Source organism: Amphibacillus jilinensis Y1 (assembly GCF_000306965.1).
Classification (GTDB): Bacteria; Bacillota; Bacilli; order Bacillales; family Amphibacillaceae; genus Amphibacillus_C; species Amphibacillus_C jilinensis.
In genome coordinates this window covers 103,140-121,719 of record NZ_JH976439.1, presented here as the reverse complement: position 1 = coordinate 121,719, position 18,580 = coordinate 103,140, and the positions used below count along the sequence as shown (strand labels likewise).

At 37.0% G+C, this 18,580-nt stretch carries 20 protein-coding genes and 1 pseudogene; 17 read left to right on the top strand and 4 right to left on the bottom strand.

Annotated features, from left to right (window positions below; genetic code table 11):
• Window positions 1–22: 22 nt before the first annotated feature.
• A complete protein-coding gene (bla, locus tag B494_RS0114395) occupies window positions 23–928 on the bottom strand; it encodes a class A beta-lactamase (RefSeq protein ID WP_017473093.1) in 906 nt (301 codons plus the stop codon).
• 215 nt (window positions 929–1,143) lie between these two features.
• Between bla and B494_RS0114390 the strand changes: the two genes are divergently transcribed.
• The 5 genes and pseudogenes from B494_RS0114390 (at window position 1,144) to B494_RS0114370 (ending at window position 4,331) form a co-directional block, all read left to right on the top strand.
• A complete protein-coding gene (locus tag B494_RS0114390) occupies window positions 1,144–2,913 on the top strand; it encodes a BlaR1 family beta-lactam sensor/signal transducer (protein WP_017473092.1) in 1,770 nt (589 codons plus the stop codon).
• 23 nt (window positions 2,914–2,936) lie between these two features.
• Window positions 2,937–3,320, top strand: a complete 384-nt coding sequence (gene blaI / locus B494_RS0114385) for a penicillinase repressor BlaI (protein WP_017473091.1) — start codon at window positions 2,937–2,939, stop codon at window positions 3,318–3,320.
• A gap of 30 nt (window positions 3,321–3,350) precedes the next feature.
• Window positions 3,351–3,518, top strand: a pseudogene (locus tag B494_RS21485) (MgtC/SapB family protein); the annotation flags it as partial.
• 93 nt (window positions 3,519–3,611) lie between these two features.
• Window positions 3,612–3,782, top strand: coding sequence for a hypothetical protein (locus B494_RS21025; RefSeq protein ID WP_017473089.1), 171 nt, complete (start codon window positions 3,612–3,614; stop codon window positions 3,780–3,782).
• Between the two features lie 60 nt (window positions 3,783–3,842).
• Complete coding sequence (locus tag B494_RS0114370; protein WP_017473088.1) at window positions 3,843–4,331, top strand: MepB family protein; 489 nt, start codon at window positions 3,843–3,845, stop codon at window positions 4,329–4,331.
• A 396-nt stretch (window positions 4,332–4,727) separates the two neighbouring features.
• Here B494_RS0114370 and B494_RS0114365 read toward each other — a convergent pair whose 3' ends face one another.
• Entirely contained in the window at window positions 4,728–5,183 is a 456-nt protein-coding gene (locus tag B494_RS0114365) for a CGNR zinc finger domain-containing protein (protein ID WP_017473087.1), read from the bottom strand.
• Between the two features lie 37 nt (window positions 5,184–5,220).
• On the opposite strand from B494_RS0114365, the gene B494_RS0114360 reads away from it, so the two are divergent.
• The 6 genes from B494_RS0114360 to B494_RS0114335 all read left to right on the top strand — a co-directional run bounded on the left by B494_RS0114360 (window position 5,221) and on the right by B494_RS0114335 (window position 10,957).
• Complete coding sequence (locus B494_RS0114360; RefSeq protein WP_017473086.1) at window positions 5,221–6,078, top strand: alpha/beta fold hydrolase; 858 nt, start codon at window positions 5,221–5,223, stop codon at window positions 6,076–6,078.
• Window positions 6,079–6,316: 238 nt separating this feature from the next.
• Entirely contained in the window at window positions 6,317–6,445 is a 129-nt protein-coding gene (locus B494_RS21605; protein ID WP_017473085.1) for an RAxF-45 family protein, read from the top strand.
• Window positions 6,446–6,576: 131 nt separating this feature from the next.
• Window positions 6,577–8,496 carry a ribosomal protection-like ABC-F family protein gene (gene abc-f, locus B494_RS0114350; protein WP_206536224.1) on the top strand — a complete coding sequence of 640 codons (1,920 nt, stop codon included), beginning with the start codon at window positions 6,577–6,579 and terminating at the stop codon, window positions 8,494–8,496.
• Between the two features lie 23 nt (window positions 8,497–8,519).
• Window positions 8,520–8,978: an ASCH domain-containing protein gene (locus tag B494_RS0114345; RefSeq protein ID WP_017473083.1), complete on the top strand. Its 459-nt coding sequence runs from the start codon at window positions 8,520–8,522 to the stop codon at window positions 8,976–8,978.
• Between the two features lie 355 nt (window positions 8,979–9,333).
• The gene (locus B494_RS0114340) at window positions 9,334–9,900 is read left to right on the top strand and encodes a sigma-70 family RNA polymerase sigma factor (RefSeq protein ID WP_017473082.1); all 567 of its coding nucleotides are present in this window, start codon (window positions 9,334–9,336) and stop codon (window positions 9,898–9,900) included.
• On the top strand, window positions 9,884–10,957 hold the full coding sequence (locus B494_RS0114335; protein WP_017473081.1) for a DUF4179 domain-containing protein: 1,074 nt from the start codon (window positions 9,884–9,886) through the stop codon (window positions 10,955–10,957). Before B494_RS0114340 ends, B494_RS0114335 begins: the two co-directional genes overlap by 17 nt.
• A gap of 427 nt (window positions 10,958–11,384) precedes the next feature.
• On the opposite strand, the gene B494_RS0114330 is transcribed toward B494_RS0114335, so the two are convergent.
• Entirely contained in the window at window positions 11,385–11,732 is a 348-nt protein-coding gene (locus tag B494_RS0114330) for a helix-hairpin-helix domain-containing protein (protein WP_017473080.1), read from the bottom strand.
• Window positions 11,733–12,040: 308 nt separating this feature from the next.
• Between B494_RS0114330 and B494_RS0114325 the strand changes: the two genes are divergently transcribed.
• From B494_RS0114325 to B494_RS20640, 5 genes are all read left to right on the top strand, one after another.
• A complete protein-coding gene (locus B494_RS0114325) occupies window positions 12,041–12,394 on the top strand; it encodes a DUF2200 domain-containing protein (protein ID WP_017473079.1) in 354 nt (117 codons plus the stop codon).
• 65 nt (window positions 12,395–12,459) lie between these two features.
• Entirely contained in the window at window positions 12,460–12,831 is a 372-nt protein-coding gene (locus tag B494_RS0114320) for an iron chaperone (RefSeq protein WP_017473078.1), read from the top strand.
• 57 nt (window positions 12,832–12,888) lie between these two features.
• Window positions 12,889–13,041 carry a transposase gene (locus B494_RS21740; RefSeq protein WP_144032256.1) on the top strand — a complete coding sequence of 51 codons (153 nt, stop codon included), beginning with the start codon at window positions 12,889–12,891 and terminating at the stop codon, window positions 13,039–13,041.
• A gap of 451 nt (window positions 13,042–13,492) precedes the next feature.
• Window positions 13,493–14,926 carry a glycoside hydrolase family 1 protein gene (locus B494_RS0114310; RefSeq protein ID WP_017473076.1) on the top strand — a complete coding sequence of 478 codons (1,434 nt, stop codon included), beginning with the start codon at window positions 13,493–13,495 and terminating at the stop codon, window positions 14,924–14,926.
• Between the two features lie 555 nt (window positions 14,927–15,481).
• On the top strand, window positions 15,482–15,676 hold the full coding sequence (locus tag B494_RS20640; RefSeq protein WP_083855798.1) for an IS3 family transposase: 195 nt from the start codon (window positions 15,482–15,484) through the stop codon (window positions 15,674–15,676).
• A gap of 98 nt (window positions 15,677–15,774) precedes the next feature.
• Here the strand turns inward: B494_RS20640 and B494_RS0114305 are convergent, their stop codons facing one another.
• Entirely contained in the window at window positions 15,775–17,625 is a 1,851-nt protein-coding gene (locus B494_RS0114305; RefSeq protein WP_017473075.1) for a beta-glucoside-specific PTS transporter subunit IIABC, read from the bottom strand.
• Window positions 17,626–17,751: 126 nt separating this feature from the next.
• Between B494_RS0114305 and B494_RS0114300 the strand changes: the two genes are divergently transcribed.
• Window positions 17,752–18,558 carry a MurR/RpiR family transcriptional regulator gene (locus B494_RS0114300; protein WP_017473074.1) on the top strand — a complete coding sequence of 269 codons (807 nt, stop codon included), beginning with the start codon at window positions 17,752–17,754 and terminating at the stop codon, window positions 18,556–18,558.
• Window positions 18,559–18,580 lie beyond the last annotated feature (22 nt).

The following is an 18,580-nucleotide window of genomic DNA, read 5'->3' as shown; positions in this document are numbered from 1 at the left end:
CCGTATACTCACTTTTAGCCATTTACTCTGTCTCAAAAAGAATGTTAATGACTTCTTCTGTGGCTCTTGCGATAAGGGCATCATCGTGCTCTGCATCTCGTTCTTCCTTACTTGTTAGTACGGAAAGGATAATCGGGTCTCTATCTGGCGGCCAGATGATGCCGATGTCGTTGCGAGTCCCATAAGAGCCAGAGCCCGTTTTGTCTCCAACTTCCCAACCTTCTGGTACGCCTGCACGGATAAGAGCGTCACCCGTTGTGTTTCTCTTGAGCCAATCGATTAGTAACGCTTGTTTATCGTCTGGTAGCGCATCTCCTAAAGTAAATTGTTGCAGGCTTTTTGCCAATGCTTCCGGTGTACTCGTATCTTGAATGTCCCCAGGTTCTACATCATTTAATTCAGGTTCTATTCTTTCAGGCTCGGTTACATTATCTCCAATAGCTCGAAGTCCTTCTTTAAAGCCTTCCGGTCCACCGATTTCATGAAAAATTAGATTGGCAGCTGTGTTATCACTGTAGCGAATCGAGGCATCACTAAGCTCTTTTAATGTCAATCCTGAATCGATATGATTTTCTGTTATCGGATTGTAGTTGACTAAATCTTCACTTGAATATGTGATGCGTTCATCTAAATCCTCTATCGATTTTTGCTGAAGAAGGACGCCAACAGAGAGTGGTTTGTGGGTAGATGCATAGATAAAGCGCTCATCAGAACGATATGTAACCGTCTTACCTGTACCCGTGTCTAATGCATAAACTCCTAATCGGGCATCGTATTCTTCCTCTAATTGGCTAAAGGTCTCTTCTACCGTCGGAGTAGGTCTTTCAGATTCTTGTTGATCAGAACTGGCCTGTTCCTGGTCACTCGAACATCCGAAAAGTAGAAAGGTTCCAAAGAGAATGGCGCATGACAATTTTGTGATCTTCATATTAATCTCCTTTCGACTTTATTTGTTTTGATGAGTCTTAAAAAAAATGGTTGGAGCCAATAGTTTATAGACTACATCTGTAATCTAATATTACGCATGTAATCTAAAATGTCAATAGAAATTTACAATTTTAAATCTAAATGTTAGAATTTTAGTGGTTTGGTGAGAGGTAGTAAGAGGGGAAAGAAAAATGACTAAAATTGGAGATAATTAAAATGACATTGCCACATATAGTACTTTCTCTTGTGTTATCAACGGTAACCATCACGGTAATCCTGCTCCTAAGGAAATTTTTTTATAAACAAATATCAGCAAAATGGCGCTATCATTTATGGTTTTTGCTTATGTTTGCTTTAACCTTCCCGTTTATACCCGTTCACCTTGTAGAGATCCCAAGCTTGTCTTTTATCCATGAGAGTGAAGGAATGCCGTCTTCTTCGACTCAGGATAGTTGGCATTTAGTGGATCAATCGGAAAATTGGGTGCATGATTTTGGCACTTCGGTCAGCCGTTTTGACCATACATTCGTCCAATCATTTTTCATCATTATTTGGGTGATAGGTATGGTGCTTTTCTTCCTTTTGGCATTGTATCATTATGTAAAGTTACAACGTCTTATATCAGCTGCCACAGAAATAAAAAATGAAAAGGTGAAAAAATTATATAGCGACTGTATACGAAAGCTTGGGGTAAAGAAGCGTCCAAAGATTTTAGAGACTTCGAGTGTACGTTCCCCAATGACATTCGGTTTGTTTAACACCTATATTTTACTGCCAAAGGATATGGCATCCTATTTATCTGATGATGAAATAAACTATGTCTTGCTACATGAACTGCACCATTATAAGAGCAAGCATATTAAAGTAAATTGTTTATTTGTCCTATATCAGATTGTCTATTGGTTTCATCCGCTTGTATGGAAAGCTTTTAAAATAATGCGTCTTGATCGGGAAATGGCTTGCGACACGGAAGTGCTACATTCAATAGATCAATGCGATTTTGAAAAGTATGGAAAGACGATCATTAGATTTGTGGAGAGGAATAAGGAATCAGCTATTTTAAATTTAGCAACCCCATTATTAGGTTCCGAAAAACATATAAAAAGACGGATGATCCATATTGCTTCTTTTACTGAAGAATCAAAACTATTAAAATTAAAAAGTATGTTTATTTTTATCGTTATCACGCTGTTTTTAATCGCTCAATTCCCTCTCTTATCGGTAACCGCTTCTTCTAGTGAGCGCTATTTATTTGATGATCAGCGGGCGATATATGAAGATTTGAGTCGATACTTTGGAGAGAATGAAGGTAGTTTTGTATTATACAGTGCGAGCAACGATGAATATCAAATTTATAATCGAGAAAAAAGTGTCATGAGAGTCTCTCCTAACTCCTCCTATAAAATGTTCACCGCGTTAATGGCGTTAGAGCTAGGTGTGATTACAGGAGATGATTCACTATTAGAGTGGGACGGCGTGCAGTATGATTATGAGGAATGGCATGCCAATCACGACTTAAGAACCGCCATGAGCTACTCGGTCACTTGGTACTTTCAAGCGTTAGATCGACAAATACAAAGAGATCGTATTCAATATTATTTGGAAATGTTCGATTATGGTAATAAAGATCTGTCGGGACGATTAGACGAGTATTGGCTAGAATCGTCTTTAAAGATTTCGCCTATTGAACAGGTAGAACTCCTTCAAGCATTTTATAAAAATGAATATCATTTTAAAGAAAAAAATGTACAATTAGTTAAAGAGGCCATAAAGTTAGAAGAAAACCAAGAAGGCACGCTTTTTGGAAAGACCGGTACAGGGATTCTGAATGATCGAGCTGTAAACGGTTGGTTTATAGGATTCGTGGAAATCGAAACGGATACGTATTTCTTTGCAACGAATATCCAACATCAAGATCATGCGTATGGAAGTAAAGCTGCTGAAATTACGCAAGCCATATTAAGTAGCAAAGGGATCTATAAATAATGAGAATAGAAGGAGGGGAGGAGATGTCTAATCGACTGCCTAGTATTTCTGAATCCGAGTGGGAGATCATGAAAGTCCTTTGGGAAAATAGCCCTCAGACTGCCAATCAAGTGATCCAAGCTATGCAAGAACAAACGGATTGGAAACCAAAAACAATTCGAACGCTTCTCGATCGATTAACGAAAAAACAGGTCGTAGGGGTTAACAAAGATCAAAAAGTGTATACCTTTTTCCCGTTATACTCGGAAGATGAATGCAAACGCGCAGAGGCACAGTCTTTCATTAAAAGAATCTATGGTGGGACGTTCAAACCGATGCTGGTTCAATTTATCGAAGAAGAATCTCTGTCGAAAGAAGAACTGGACGAACTGCGGTCCATTTTAGAGCGTAAACGAAAAGAGAAATAAATCAATGCTACAAATAACCCCCCTATTCTGAGAAACAATGATGTGATTTCAGGATTAACAAGTGCTGCGATGATATGGGCAGCATCAGGATTAGGCATTACTATGGGAACTGGTTTTTACTCAGAAGCGACGGTTGCAGTCATTTTGCTCATCATCGCAGTTAATGTCTTACCACTGATTATTAAATCGGTCGGTCCTGCCACGTCTCTTTCCCGTAACGTGGCAGGACCGACCAAATTGAAATATTTAAACAGATGAGTGAGGAAAAGCGAAAGCGTGTGAATAATTACCTTGAATGAACCTACTGAATTTGCTGGAATTTTTCAAGGGTTAGCCTTAATGGAGCAAAAAACAGTGTTTTCTGAGCTGGAAGATGCGTTTGCTCTAAATACAACAGTAAATGATATAGTAGGACTATTCATTTATTTTTCTGTGGCAACGTCTCTAATCAATTATTTATAAACGTCGTGTTGAATGTTAATGGGTTAATAATATATCTAAAATAAGAAAAGGAGGAGGACAATGAACGCTACGGAGTTATTTGAAGCTATTATGCATGAGCTTGGAATAGGGAAGGAATTTAAATTAGCAAGAGAAGGGCAAAACGACAATTATGAGGGTTGCATATTACAAGTGAACAGTAATTTTTACAGGACAAGGCTTGCTAAACTAACACCGAAAAAGAAAGGCTACTTTGTTGCCATTTGGGAAAAAGATAAGGAAGGGAATAATCAACCATATAACTATCAGGAATCTCCCGAGAAACTTATTGTTTCAATCATAGATCGAGGGAAATGTGGGCAATTTATCTTTCCTAAAGATGTACTCCTTAAATATGGTGTCTTGAAAAATGCTAAGCATAAAGGGAAAATGGCGGTTAGAGTTTATCCAAACTGGCTAGACGATCTAACTGCAACTGCAAGTAAGACTCAAGCTTGGCAGGCTCGGTACTTTATTGATTTATCAGATGGCTATGATGTTGAAAAATTAAGAGCGCTGTATTTCTTCTAGCGCTAAATCTTATTGATGGGATGATTGCGTCAGTGATGGCACCCCCTTCTAATGGGGTGATAGGGTATATTTTTTCATGCTCTAGTTTAATTCTATAACGATAGGATCCAACTTCATCACTTCTCTTTACCTGGTTAATAAAGCCTCCGAACTATCCTTCAACACGCTTTCCAGTAATTATATACTTTAAAAATTAAAATGCATGCAATCAGACAAAACAGCATTTCGAAATAAGACACAACATTGCTACCTCTTTGGCACAGGAATGGTATCGACGAACACTAAAAAATACTCTTGCTGTTGCGTTTGCATGCGGTAACGTTTGTAATTGCTCTCAATACCATTCAAGCAAAAAGGCTTTTAAGTAAGCAAGTATAACTGAAAGATTGATGGCGATTATGAGCGACTTTTCTTCTTTTTCCGCGCATAAAATTCTGCCGCCTTTTGACGGTTTCCGCATAGTTCCATGCTGCACCAGCGTCGTTTTCCTGACTTCGATGTATCAACAAAATGAAGATAGCATTCGGCATGTTCACACTTTTTAATACGATCAGTAGCAGTTGTTGCCAATGTATCGAAAACGGATTGAATAATCTTATATAAGATGTGATCTCTTGTTGTTAGTCCTTCAATTATCAGGTGCATCTTATCGGCGTCCGAGTCAAGGGCTAAGTTAACCTTTAATTGCTTAATAAGATCGCTTAATTGATTGGTAACATCTGGGGATAATTCACCTTGCTGTTCTATATCTTTTAATATATTTTTGCTTAACATACGCAGCGATTGAAGGTCGTCTATTATCGTATGCAATAGCTTTTTATGATTAAAAGCCTGCACATCTGATGCGCGCAATAACTTATTTTCTTCACCAAATGATGAGGTGAATAAAATGTTAATGCAATACAAAACGCAGAAAGTAAATGGTGTTAATATTTTTTATCGAGAGGCTGGAGATAGAAGCAATCCAACTATTTTGTTGCTTCACGGCTTTCCTTCTTCTTCTCATATGTACCGCAATTTAATGCCGAAACTGAGTGATAGCTACCATGTCGTGGCACCAGATTATCCAGGGTTCGGTAATAGCGATCAGCCAGATATGAACGACTTTGAATATAGCTTTAATCATTTGTCGTTGTTAATAGCTGATTTTGTTGACGAGCTGAACTTAAAGACATTCAGTATTTATGTCCATGATTACGGTGCACCAGTGGGATTTAGGTTAGCGGTCAAGCATCCAGAAAAAATTGAAGCAATCATTACCCAAAATGGGAATGCTTATGAGGAAGGGCTATTATCGGCATGGGATCCGATTCGCACCTATTGGGAGCACCCTACGAAGGAGAACAAGGATAAATTAAGACCGTTATTAGAGATAGACTTCACCAAGTATCAATACACAGATAGGACGCGTCACCCAAATCGAATTAGTCCTGATGCATGGAATATGGATCAATGGGTATTGGATCGACCAGGCAATGATGAGATCCAACTCGCTTTGTATTATGATTATCAGAATAATGTTAAGCAGTACCCAGAATGGCATGAATATTTCAGAACATATCAACCACCGACGCTAGTAGCGTCGGTGGTTGATATGTTTTTCGGACCTAAAGGAGCATTGGCGTTCCAAAATGATTTGAAAGACTGTGATGTCCATTTACTAAACACAGGCCATTTTCCATTAGAAGAAGATTTAGAAAAAAGTGTTAGTCTAATAAAATGGTTTTTAAAGGATCACTTAAACTAGAATGGAGTTAAAGAATATAATATTAGAATAGTTCGCCGCTTAGTGAGGAGATTTTAATTCAATATGAAAATAAATGATGCATATGTTATCACAGATAACCGTCCGTAAAACGTCCAATGTTTGGAGGTTTACTACAGACAAAGCATGTGGCTATCCTAGATTTTAATTTACGAATTGAACAAAGATCCGATAAGTGATAAGATATAGTTAACTTTAATGAAGCGGAGGTGGGATAAAGATGTTGAATCAAGCTGTTTTAGTGTGCGATTTTTGGATTGAATTCCTCTATTTGAATCGTGCAAAATTTGCTGTTGCAGGTGTTAACGGGATACGTATGTCCTTTTTTAACAACTCAATAGCAAACTAAAACGGTGAAAAACATCTCTTAACCCACATGATAAAAAGGCGGTTGAAAGGAGAGCATTTTCATGCTCTCCTTTTTTAAATGGAATAGAACGCTAATGAAGTGACTATGTCGTTCTATATAAAACTGTGGTCATGGGAAGGTATGTCTTCTCATGGCTTTTTTTGTTTTTAAAAGGAGGAATAAAAGTGATCGTATGTAGTGTTAATAAAATAGCTAAGATGCACGGAGGGAACGCTATTTTTGAAAAGATATCGTTTGAAATAAAAGAAAAGCAACGAGTGGGTCTCGTTGGTCGAAATGGCAGCGGCAAAACGACGTTGATTCGTTTACTAGCAGGCGAAGACTTACCGGATTCTGGTCAAATACATTGGAAAAAAGGGATTGCTATTGGTTATCTTACGCAAATTCCAGGTGGCCATGAGTCGACAACGGTAAAGGATGTATTAAAATCAGCTTTTTCCACCTTACTGCAGATGGAGAAAACAATGAAAAAATTTGAAGCTGAGATGGGGGTGGAGATGAATGAAGTTAAACGTTCAAAATTGATTGAACAATATGGGGATTTACAAGACCAGTATGCAAATCGTGGTGGTTATGAAATAGATGCCAATATTGAAAAAATAGCTCAAGGTTTAAACATTCAGCCCCTACTTAATCAGGTCTTTTCCAAATTAAGTGGAGGGGAAAAAACAAAGGTTGGACTAGGATTCATGTTGCTAAAGCAACCAGACCTGCTGTTATTGGATGAGCCGACTAACCATCTTGACTTAATGGCAGTTGAATGGCTTGGAAATTTTTTAAGAGAATACAGAGGTACAGTGCTTGTTATTTCACATGATCGTTATTTTCTTGATGAAGTAGTCAACCAGGTGATTGATTTGGAAGATGGAGAAGTAACGACTTATCATACTAACTTTACAGGGTTTGTCAAAGAAAAAGAAGAAAAGCTTCTCAGGGAATTTCAAGCTTATGAGGAGCAACAAAAGAAAATAAAAAAGATGAAGGAAGCGATTAAACGGTTAAGAGATTGGGCAAACCGAGCGAGCCCGCCAAATGCAGACCTTCATAGACGAGCAAGGAACATGGAAAGAGCGTTAGAGAGGATAGAAAAGTTAAAGAGACCTGTATTAAATCGAAAAAAAATCAATCTAGAGATGGAAGCTTCGAATCGCAGTGGAAATGATGTTGTGATGTTTAAAGACATTTCGAAACGATTTAATGACAAGTTGTTATTTGAGAATGTAAATATGCATATGACTTATCAAGATCGAGCAGCCATTATAGGGGAAAATGGAACAGGGAAATCAACATTACTCAAATTAATACTTCATAAACTTTACCCGGATACAGGAGAAGTGAGGATAGGCAGTAATGTTAAAATAGGTTATTTGTCTCAACATATCTTTTCTACAATAGAAAAAGAAACGGTTATTGAGCTGTTCAGAGACGTGGTTAAAGTGTCAGAAGGTGAAGCCAGGCATATTTTAGCAAGGTTTATGTTTTATGGCTATGGGGTGTTTAAAAAAGTTTCTCAGCTAAGTGGGGGTGAGCGCATGCGATTAAGGTTAGCTCAATTAATGTATCAAGATATTAATTTTCTCATTTTAGATGAGCCAACGAATCATTTAGATATAGAGTCAAGAGAAGTGTTAGAAGAAACGCTTGAAAATTTTCAGGGCAGTATATTAGCTGTATCCCATGATCGTTATTTCCTTAATAAACTGTTTGACAAGATTTATTGGATAGAATCAAAGAAAGTCCATTGCTTTGAGGGGAACTATAGGTGGGCTAGAGAAAAAATGACCAAATTAAGAGAAAGTTCGGTGCCGTTACGTGTGGAGAAAAAGAAAGAAAACCCAAAGCAACAAAAGCAGCAGTGTAATCGCAATGAAAACTTGGAAAGGGAGTTGGCCTTATTAGAGCAAGAGGTCGAAGCGTTGGACAAAAAATTAGTGGCAATTGATGATGTGCTACTATTGCAACAGTTATATAAAGAGAAAGAAGACTTAGAGAAGAAGTGGGAAGAGCTTTGTGATCAGTTAGGAAATTAAGCGGAAAGTAGGTTGAATATCATATGAAAAAGAATTCTATTATTCAAATGTGGGAAAATTATAAAAAAATAAATCTGAATGTGCCAAATGATTATCAAGCCTGGGCATTTGGCGATTCAAAGGAAATGGCAGATGAGTTAGCGAAATTAGTGCGAGAAGGTGCGAAAACAGCGACCGCATCAAATTATACATTATATGAATTGGAAAAAGAGGAACTCCCCTATGCTGGCCAACTCAATATGATTCTTGATGGAGAGGGAAGCGCTGTTGCAATAGCAGAGACAACGTTCGTAGAGATCGTTCCATTTGATGAGGTGACAGCAGAACACGCGTATTTAGAAGGGGAAGGTGATCGTACATTAAGTTATTGGCGTGAGGTTCATGAACGATTTTTTAGAAATGAGCTTGAAAAGGTCAACCAAACGTTTCATCATAAAATACCCGTTGTTTGTGAACGATTTAAGATCATATATAAGCAATGAAAGATACGGTCACATTTAACATTGAAGGTTCATTTATTTTAACCCTGTCCTCATACGAGGACGGGGTTAAGTTTTGAAATTAATTAGGTGTTAAGAAAAGAACGAGAACAAGGCGCAAGATATTGAAAATGACTCACTTAATAAAAAAATGAGAACAATTGGACTGAATGTTCGATAATTAAAGTATAAAGGCCTTTATCATAGACTGAAAAACGCTCGCCTCAAAATGGAGAGTAGCGCTCATCTATTTAGGTGGGAGACAACGGAGGCTCTGATCTACTCAGCTACCCGTAATGGGCGAAGACCGGAAATAATCAGTGATTGAAGGTTCGCTGTATGAAAAGGAGTTTTTACAATGCAAATATCGGATGCTAATTTTATTAAGCAGATGAAAAAGGGGAATCCCGACGCACTTGAATATGTTATCGATCAATACGCTGGTCTTGTTAAAGGTGTTGTTGTTAATACATTAAAGACATATAAAGACTATTATTTGATTGAAGAGTGTATAAGTGATGTGTTCATTGGGGCATACACCAATGTTAAGCACTTTAAAGGTGACAGAGACGATTTTGGAAAATGGCTGTGTACGATTGCAAAGTTCAAAGCTGTTGATAAACAAAGGGAATGGCATCGTATGCCAACCTTTACTGAATTAGATGAGGGTACTCGTTGTGTGGAATCAGCTGAAGATAGTGTAATAAAGCAAGAAACGACAGATCAGCTCTTGAACAGATTAGCTAACCTAAAAGCAGTTGATCGAAAAATTTTCATTATGAAATATTTTTTGGAGATGTCAAATCAAGCTATTGCTGAAAAGCTAAACCTCAGTAAAGCAGCCGTAGATAATCGATTATATCGAGGTAAGAAAGTGTTAAATAAAAAAGGACAGGGAGGTTTGTTCTATGGGAAATTTATATAAGGTCTTTAATGATTTGAAATTAGATGATCAGTTTCAAAAGCAAACGATTAGTGAAAGTGAAGCCAAACGAATAAAATACCACGTTCTCAATCAGTTATCAAACAAAAAAAATAACAACAAACTTTATCTTGTTGCCCTTATAACGACGTTATTTATTGCCAGTAATATTATTTTTGCGTTGGTCAATCCCACGGTGGCAAGAAATATTCCGATTGTGGGTGATGTGTTCAGCTGGTTTGCTAGTGACGATATTGAGTTGATAGGAGATAGAGTTGATTATCTAACAGCTATTGATTTAACCGATTCTAGCAATGGAATAACCGTTACCGTGACGGATGCTCTTTATGATGGTGAACGTATTTCAGTGGCTTATGATATTAAAACTGATCGTGATTTAGGCGAGTATTTGTATGTGAATTTTTTAGAGGTAGAAGGTAATAAGGATCTGCTTAGTTATTCCCCTTCCTTTGTTCATAAGGTTGCTGACAACCAATATGTGGGCTTAGAGACGGTAGAGTTAGCAATTGAAGATCCAGCTGATTCAATCCAAGTTTGGGTGCGCGGTCAAGAGATCAGCTGGTTAAAGGCGGTGGAAACTGATATGCACGATGTTAAGGAACTAGAAACGATAGAAGGAAACTGGTCGCTCTCTTTTAGGTTGGGTCTTATTGATAATGAAAAGATTGAGATTAATCAACAGGTTGTTAACGATGAATTTATCGATATTCAATTTAAAGATATGATAATGACACCTATTTCTAGTTATTTTTCATTTTCTCATACAATCAATTTGACTAGACTTAGAGAGCAGATTGATTTCCATGATTTTTATGTCAATTATCAAGTCATTGATGATTTAGGCAATAGCTATTATCCAAGTCATCATCAAGAAGGGCACGTCTACGCTAATATGACCGTTACGACTGCTGCCTTTCCTGAGGACATAGATTATGTTGAAGTTGAACCAATACTTCACGTAAGCTACTATGAAGAAAATTGGGATTACAGTTGGAAAGAAATTGAGTTAGAATCATTTCGCATATATATAAAGCAATAAACAATTGTACGGAAAACATTGCTAAACTTAAAAACACCTTCGATTGAAATGCAGCACTTTATCGAAGGTGTTCCTTTATGTTGTTGCTTTGTTATGGCAGGGACGATTTAGCGCTATGCTTAAACAAATTAGAAATGCCATTCATGGTATACTGATTGTAGTAAAACTTAAGTCGAATGCACCTAATGATATCAAGCGTAGGCATTCGGCGAGTCAAAAAATAGCTGTTTAAGTTAGCCAAATTAGTACGAGGAACGAAAATTCGCGAGAGATTAGAGTTGGATCCACCATATTATGGATGTTGTGTTTGTCAACTCTATAAACGTTTATATTTTACCTAAATAAAGTAGTAATCAACGCGGATTCTCTTCCAACCGGTCACTGGTTGTTCGTCTTTTTATCACGTATCACTTTTGTTCTATTGGCTTCAATTCCTAAATGCTAATCCTTGTTTCTGCAATTCACTTTTAAGTGTTGGAATTGAGCGTGGTCCAATTCCGTGAAGTTTTAAAATCTCGCGTTCGGTAAAAGTCGATAGTTTTTGCAATGTGGTAATTCCTTCGTGTTCTAATGCTTGCCTAGCTGGATTTGAAAGCTGAGCAAGAAACTGAGCTTCAGGTTTTTGCTGTTGTTCACAGCTTGGACATGTTGGGCAATCACTACTTTTATAGTATTTGTGTCCTTTGTCACAGGTTCTTAACGTTTTCTTTGAAGTTGCGATTTTTATGACCTCCTTTGCGCGAGCGCGTTGGTAATGATTACTTGTGTTATTCATCTCGTTCTATAGTGATCGGTGAAACCTAATAACGCCTTAATATTACTATTCATTAATTATGTTCAATTGTCAAATCACTTTAGGAGTATCTACTATACAAATTATTATTTAAGAGGACATGTTTACGCTAATATTATCCTTGTATTATAGTCAACTCTAGGGTTTAAACTAATGATAGTAAGGCTCATTTACGAATAATGCATGTATTTATGGAAAGGGGTTTTATGATGGATACTGAACATGTTTAGATTAATTAAATCAGTGTGGAAAAACTTATTCATTAATTAGTGAAAGGAAGGAAAATGATCATGACAAAACCGAAAATTTATAGTATGAGTTTTGCAAGTGTATACCCCCATTATATTGCCAAAGCAGAGAAAAAAGGGCGTACGAAAGCAGAAGTAGATGAGATTATCTGCTGGTTAACGGCGTATACTCAAGTAGAGTTAGAGGCACAATTGGAAAAGCAGATCGACTTTGAAAGCTTTTTTGCAGAAGCCCCTCAATTGAATCCTTCACGGTCATTAATCAAAGGTGTGATCTGCGGTGTTCGGGTGGAAGAAATTGAAGAGCCTACCATGCAGGAAATTCGTTACTTGGATAAGCTGATTGATGAATTAGCAAAAGGAAAAAAGATTGAGAAAATACTACGAAAACAATAAAACGATCCTAAATTGGGCGTTTTATGGATGGTTCTGTGATAAAACTTAATCTAGGAGGCATTTATATGTCAGAATTACAAGCTTTTATAGAGTCTATTGAGGACGATTCGCATCGTGAACGTATAGAAGAAGTGTTGAACTGGGTAAAGCATAAGTATCCTAATCTAAAAATAGAAATCAAATGGAAACAACCGATGTTTACTGATCATGGAACTTTTATAATTGGGTTCAGTGTAGCTAAGAAACATTTAGCGGTCGCACCCGAGGAAGTGGCTATTCAGTATGTAGAGGAAGACCTTAAAACAGCGGGTTATTCATATACAAAGCAATTGATTCGCATGCCTTGGGAAACCGAGATAGATTATCCGCTATTGGAGAAGATCATTGCGTTTAATATATCTGACAAAGCCGATTGTTCGAGCTTTTGGAGGCGATAATAAATATGATTTTACAAAGAAGACCATCAGTGGGAGAAGAACGAAAACGTCCACTGATTGAAGGTTGGTTTTATCCAAGCCATTGGTCCGCTCGAAAATTGGAAATCAGAAGTTCTAAAAAGCTTGGCCTCTGGCTATAACAACGGGTTTGTAAAAGGGTTAAACAACCAGACTAAGTTTATTAAGTGTCGTGCATTTTGTCTTAAATGATATGTTCGATTAAGGCTACGTGTATTACCCCACTATTAATTTAAAGACGTTGACTTAAAACCATTTTTTTGTGAGTATGCGACGTCTTCTTAAAATTCCCTCATCCTTTTTTGCGTTCTTCAAGTTCACATTCTAATTTCACACAAAGATAGCAGAAATTCGTCTCAAAACTGCGGGGAGCTAAACCTGAAATATTCAATTAATGATGGAAAGGTTTCTCATTTGCGAACTTTTAAATGCAGCGTTATATTCTGCACTATAATTTAGGTGAGAAAACACCTAGGAAGCCATGGTTTATAACAAGTAAAATGACTAAGAACTTTGTTAGAATTATGGTCAAACAGAGGAGGACGAAGTGTATCGATTTATATAGATGTCCTAGACTGCACGCAAATTCATTGGTACTAAAGATTAAAATTATATAAATAAAAAGTGAAGGAGCGATTTATTAATGTTTCCAAAGGATTTCTTATGGGGGGGCGCTATTGCTGCTAATCAAGCTGAAGGAGCCTACTTAGAAGGTGGAAAGGGATTAAGCATAGCGGATGTCTTGCCAGTCGGAGAAAAGCGAATAGGGAAAGTTACATTAGAATTGAAAAAAGGTGAGTTTTATCCTAGTCATGAAGCGATTGACTTTTATCATCGATTTGAGGAAGATATTGAAATGCTTGCAGAACTTGGACTAAAATGTTTTAGGACCTCAATTGCTTGGTCAAGAATTTTCCCCAATGGAGATGAGCAAGAACCAAATGAAGAAGGGTTAATTTTTTATGATCGGCTTTTTGGCAAGTTGAAATCTAAAGGAATCGAGCCTGTTGTTACGTTATCTCATTTTGAAACCCCCTTGCATTTAGTGACCAAATATGGTGGTTGGAGTAATAGAAAACTAATTGAGTATTTTGATAGATATTCAAAAGTTGTATTTGCCAGATATAAAGACCAAGTGAAGTATTGGATGACGTTTAATGAAATTAACCATACCCATACCATCCCTTTTTTAGCTGCAGCAATTGATATTACAGATATTAGAGATGAGCGCGAGAAATTGCAGACCCTCTATCAAGCAAGTCATAATATGTTTGTTGCTAGTGCGAAGGCTGTCTTGAATGGAAAAGCGGTTAACTCAGATAATCAGATCGGGTGTATGCTCTCGTTGAGCCCTATTTATGCAGCAACGTGTAATCCGAATGATGTATTTGAATCTTATCAGTTAAGAAGAAGATCCTTATTTTATAGCGATGTCCAATTAAGAGGAGAATACCCCAAGTATTTCAGCAGAATCACTAAGGAAAATAACTTGGAATTAATAATAGAACCGGGGGATTTACAAATTATAAAGGAAGGAACCTGTGATTTTCTTGGTTTTAGTTTTTATCGTAGCTCTCTACATGAATCAGGAATGAAGATTTTAGGGAATACGGGTGGTTTATTAGGAAAGAAGAACCCCTATTTAGAGGAAACGGAATGGGGCTGGCCTATTGATCCCCTTGCCCTTCGTTATGTTTGTAATGAGCTAACTGATCGCTATCAAAAGCCCTTATTTATCGTTGAAAATGGTATTGGGGTGAGGGATGCACCAGATGTAAATGGTAACATTTTTGATAAAGATAGAATGGGTTATTTAAAAGATCATGTAGTTGCTATGGCTGAAGCAATTAAAGACGGGTCTGATATTTTAGGTTATACATGGTGGGGGCCAATTGATATTGTTTCGGCAGGAACTGGAGAAATGGAAAAACGTTATGGCTTTATCTACGTAGACAAGCAAAATGATGGTTCAGGCAGCTTAACGCGAAAAAAGAAAGCGAGTTTTAATTATTATAAGCAAATTATTCAAACAAATGGTGAAAAGATAGATTTTACAGATTATTTAGGCGAAGTGTAAAAATGAGTAGTCACTTTCGAGGCTACTGAAAATCTAGTGACTTTTTAAAGGAAGTAATAATTTGTACTAAAAAAGAGCGACTTCAAACTCAATTTTTGAATTTAAAGTCGCTCTTTTAAGATTTATAATACGATCCTAGCTTATTTTTCATTCATTAGTTTCACTATACGTTTCAAATTCACTGTAAATATCGCCATAAGGCAAGTTGAACTAACACTTCGAGCTATTTGTAGAACGTCGCACATGGCTGATACCGAGCAGTTTTGACGATTTTCCTCCATCACCTCTATTTGCGTCTCGTGATCAGCGCGGCTTGCATTTTTTTGAACTTTAGTTCTTAGAATCTTTTATCCTTTAGGGGAAATATCAACTTCCACTTTCAACTCTTTTTCTTAGATTGATCAATTCTTGTTCTTCTGAGCTTAGGTTGTTCTTTTCTTTAAAGGATTCAGACTATTTAAATTGCTTAATCCATCTGTCTAAGGCAGAAGCTGTTAATCATATTCGCTGACAATATCTTGACGGCTTTTTTCCGTTCTCATATAAAGCCACCACTTGCTTTATAAACGCTGTGGTAAATGTTCTTCGTTTGGAACACTGAAATGCGAGAAATATTATTTGCATAAATATCAGACATTTGGAGAACTTTGCACGGCAATAGATGCGTACACCCATTTTTATAATCATGAAAGATACCAAAAACGGTTTAATGACCTTAGCCCTATGGAATATAGAGCTAAAGCCACTTAGATTCTTTTTCTTATTTCCACTGTCTACTTGACAGGGGGCATTTTAAATCTGATTAGCAACTCCCTTGTAGAAGGAGATACCAGAATTGACGGTAAATATCAGTTAATCTTAGTCAGTTCAGTTACGTTTTGCTCATCTTTATCAACAACTTCGAAATCTTCTTCTTTAATTTGACTGGTGAAAACAAGAATGGTTGTTGGGTCGTACCCTGCTTCTTTAATTGCATCCAGATCAAATTCCCCTATTTTCTGACCACGAGTTACTCTTTCACCTGCATTTACAGAAATGTTAAAAATATTTTTATCAAGATTAACTGTATCTAATCCTATGTGAACAAGAATTTCGGTGCCTGAATCTGTTTTTATTCCAAGAGCATGCCCTGTAGGGAAAACAGTAACAACATTACCAGTTACGGGGGATACGAGTTCGCCATTTGACGGATATACAGCCAACCCATCTCCCGTAGCTCTAGAAGAAAACACTTGATCATTTACATCATCTAGCGTTATAACTTGTCCATCGACAGGAACAAGTACATTAAGTTTATTGGATGCTTCTTCTGTTCTCTCTTCTTGTTTTCCGACTTCTCCAAGTCCTAAAATATAGGTTAAAATAGCTGTTCCGAAAAAGGCAGCAGTAATTCCTATAAGATAATAACCAAAGGTGTCGCCGAAAAAGGCTGGTAGAGTTGTGAGTGCTGGGAAGACATAGACAATTGCTTTTGTTTGCATTGCTCCCATAAATGCTCCTACAAGTGCACCGACAATTGTTTGCGCAATGAGGGGTTTTTTATATTTTATCGATAATCCATAGACAATCGGCTCGGTAATACCACCCAAAAGAGCTGGGAAAATTGCAGACAAGGCCAAACCTTTTGTATGTTTATTTCTAGACCTCAGGAACACCCCTAATGCAACCCCTGCACTAGCAAAGGTAGCGGCAGCAATCATAGGACGCAGGGTATCGTAGCCATAAAGGGTAAGATTATTCACCATAATTGGGACAACACCCCAATGGATGCCGATCATAACTAAGAAAGTCCAACTCCCTCCAATTAGTAGACCAGCTAGTAACCCACTCGTGTCACTGATGGTGTTCATGACTGTCCCTAACCCATCACCAAGCATAACACCGATCGGGCCAATGACTAGAACGGTGAGAGGTACCATGATCAGAAGTGCAATCAAGGAGAGAGCGAAAATCTCCATACTCTTTGGTATAATTCTCTTAAGTAGACGCTCAACATGTGAATAAACATAAATGGAAACGATTGCAGGAATAACTGTACCGGAGTAGCCCATTAATACGGCTGGAATGCCTAGGAAATCTACGGTAACTCCCGTTTCAGTAATCATTCCTGTGAAATTTGGTTCAAGTAGTGCTGCGATGATGGCTAATGAAATAAACATATTAACCTTAAAAATTCGTGCAGCACTTATCGCTAGAAAAATGGGTAAGAAGTAAAACACACTATTCCCCGCAGCTGAAAGTATTTTATAAGTGCTTCCCTCTGCCTCTAAAAGGTTGTAAGTTGTTAAGACAACTAGTAGTGCTTTTAACATCCCTGCTCCAGCGAGCGTAATAATGATGGGATTAAAAATAGATGACAGGACATTAAAAAATCGAATAATAACATTACCATGTTTTTCTTCACTTTCACTACTTTCGCTTCCATCTTCTAATGCATTCTTAATAGTGTAGGTTTTCATAATGGATTGAAAAACCTCGGATACATCATTTCCAATAACGACTTGAAACTGACCGTTTCCCTCGATTACAGAAAGAACCCCATCTAATTGTTGAATCTTTTCTTTATTTTCTTTTGCAATTTTTATGTCTTTAAGATTAAATCTTAACCTTGTAATGCAATGATATAAACTAACAATATTCTGTTCGCCGCCGACATGTGATACAATCGTTTTAGATAAATTAGTAAAATCTTTTGCCATAGTTTATGCTCCTTTTTTCAATTGTCATTTTTCTTTTTAAAGCGCTTTACAAGCTAACAATAACAAGGTATTGTATCAAATATTACAAAGTTCGAATTTTGGAAACTGTAAGAAAGGAGAATTGAAATGGGACTGCTTATTATCAGGCTTATCATATTCTTAAACGGGCAAGCGAGTGAAACCACTAACCATCATATTGCGCTGACAATGCTAAACCATTATTATGATGTTCATAATTTAAGTATTGGAGAAGTGGCTAAATTATGTGATGTTTCAAAATCAACCATTTCAAAATTTGCACGTACACTTGGTTTCGATGATTATTTGGATTTGAAGGACAATGCTTCCTTCATTGAGAATCGTTTTAATAACCCTTTAAATTATATATCGAATATCATAACTTCAATGGAAAAAGAAGGTTATGATCAATATTTTGATGCGATTCTAAAGGATGTTTCTTATTTCAAGGAGAACATAGATATCTCGACAATTGATCGGATTGCAAAGGCAATTCACAAGTATAAAAAAGTTGTCGCATTGGGTACTATTTTTTCAGAATCTGCTGCTCAAGACTTTCAACTTAAGTTAGCCTATAGTGGGAAATTTATTACTACGTTTCAAAATGATTTGACTCAAGATGAGTTTTTACGAAATGCAACAGAAGAGACCTTAATTATTGTTTTCACTAACTCCGGTAATTATTTAACCAAACAACAAATCCGAACAGGAACACCGAAAAAAAACAGTTTCTCTCAAACTAAAGCGAAAGTTATTGTGCTTTCATCAAATCCAGAGGTGCTAAATTTCCCATTTGTGAGCGAAGCGGTGATTTTTCCACACCAAACAAATTATCAGACACATACGATAATGTTTCAAATCATTACGGATATGATTATTGCAAGATATCGATATCTAAGCAATTATAGCTTGTGATTGCTAACATTAGCTTGGAGGG

What these genes read in the sequence shown, in the direction of transcription:
- blaI (WP_017473091.1), top strand. Translation starts at nt 2,937, where the DNA reads ATGTCTAATCGACTGCCTAGTATTTCTGAATCCGAGTGGGAGATCATG.
- abc-f (WP_206536224.1), top strand. Translation starts at nt 6,577, where the DNA reads ATGGGAAGGTATGTCTTCTCATGGCTTTTTTTGTTTTTAAAAGGAGGA.
- B494_RS21605 (WP_017473085.1), top strand. Translation starts at nt 6,317, where the DNA reads ATGTTGAATCAAGCTGTTTTAGTGTGCGATTTTTGGATTGAATTCCTC.
- bla (WP_017473093.1), bottom strand. Translation starts at nt 928, where the DNA reads ATGAAGATCACAAAATTGTCATGCGCCATTCTCTTTGGAACCTTTCTA.
- B494_RS0114300 (WP_017473074.1), top strand. Translation starts at nt 17,752, where the DNA reads ATGGGACTGCTTATTATCAGGCTTATCATATTCTTAAACGGGCAAGCG.
- B494_RS0114370 (WP_017473088.1), top strand. Translation starts at nt 3,843, where the DNA reads ATGAACGCTACGGAGTTATTTGAAGCTATTATGCATGAGCTTGGAATA.
- B494_RS0114310 (WP_017473076.1), top strand. Translation starts at nt 13,493, where the DNA reads ATGTTTCCAAAGGATTTCTTATGGGGGGGCGCTATTGCTGCTAATCAA.
- B494_RS0114305 (WP_017473075.1), bottom strand. Translation starts at nt 17,625, where the DNA reads ATGGCAAAAGATTTTACTAATTTATCTAAAACGATTGTATCACATGTC.
- B494_RS0114325 (WP_017473079.1), top strand. Translation starts at nt 12,041, where the DNA reads ATGACAAAACCGAAAATTTATAGTATGAGTTTTGCAAGTGTATACCCC.
- B494_RS0114320 (WP_017473078.1), top strand. Translation starts at nt 12,460, where the DNA reads ATGTCAGAATTACAAGCTTTTATAGAGTCTATTGAGGACGATTCGCAT.
- B494_RS0114340 (WP_017473082.1), top strand. Translation starts at nt 9,334, where the DNA reads ATGCAAATATCGGATGCTAATTTTATTAAGCAGATGAAAAAGGGGAAT.
- B494_RS0114330 (WP_017473080.1), bottom strand. Translation starts at nt 11,732, where the DNA reads ATGAATAACACAAGTAATCATTACCAACGCGCTCGCGCAAAGGAGGTC.
- B494_RS0114335 (WP_017473081.1), top strand. Translation starts at nt 9,884, where the DNA reads ATGGGAAATTTATATAAGGTCTTTAATGATTTGAAATTAGATGATCAG.
- B494_RS0114360 (WP_017473086.1), top strand. Translation starts at nt 5,221, where the DNA reads ATGTTAATGCAATACAAAACGCAGAAAGTAAATGGTGTTAATATTTTT.
- B494_RS0114390 (WP_017473092.1), top strand. Translation starts at nt 1,144, where the DNA reads ATGACATTGCCACATATAGTACTTTCTCTTGTGTTATCAACGGTAACC.
- B494_RS0114345 (WP_017473083.1), top strand. Translation starts at nt 8,520, where the DNA reads ATGAAAAAGAATTCTATTATTCAAATGTGGGAAAATTATAAAAAAATA.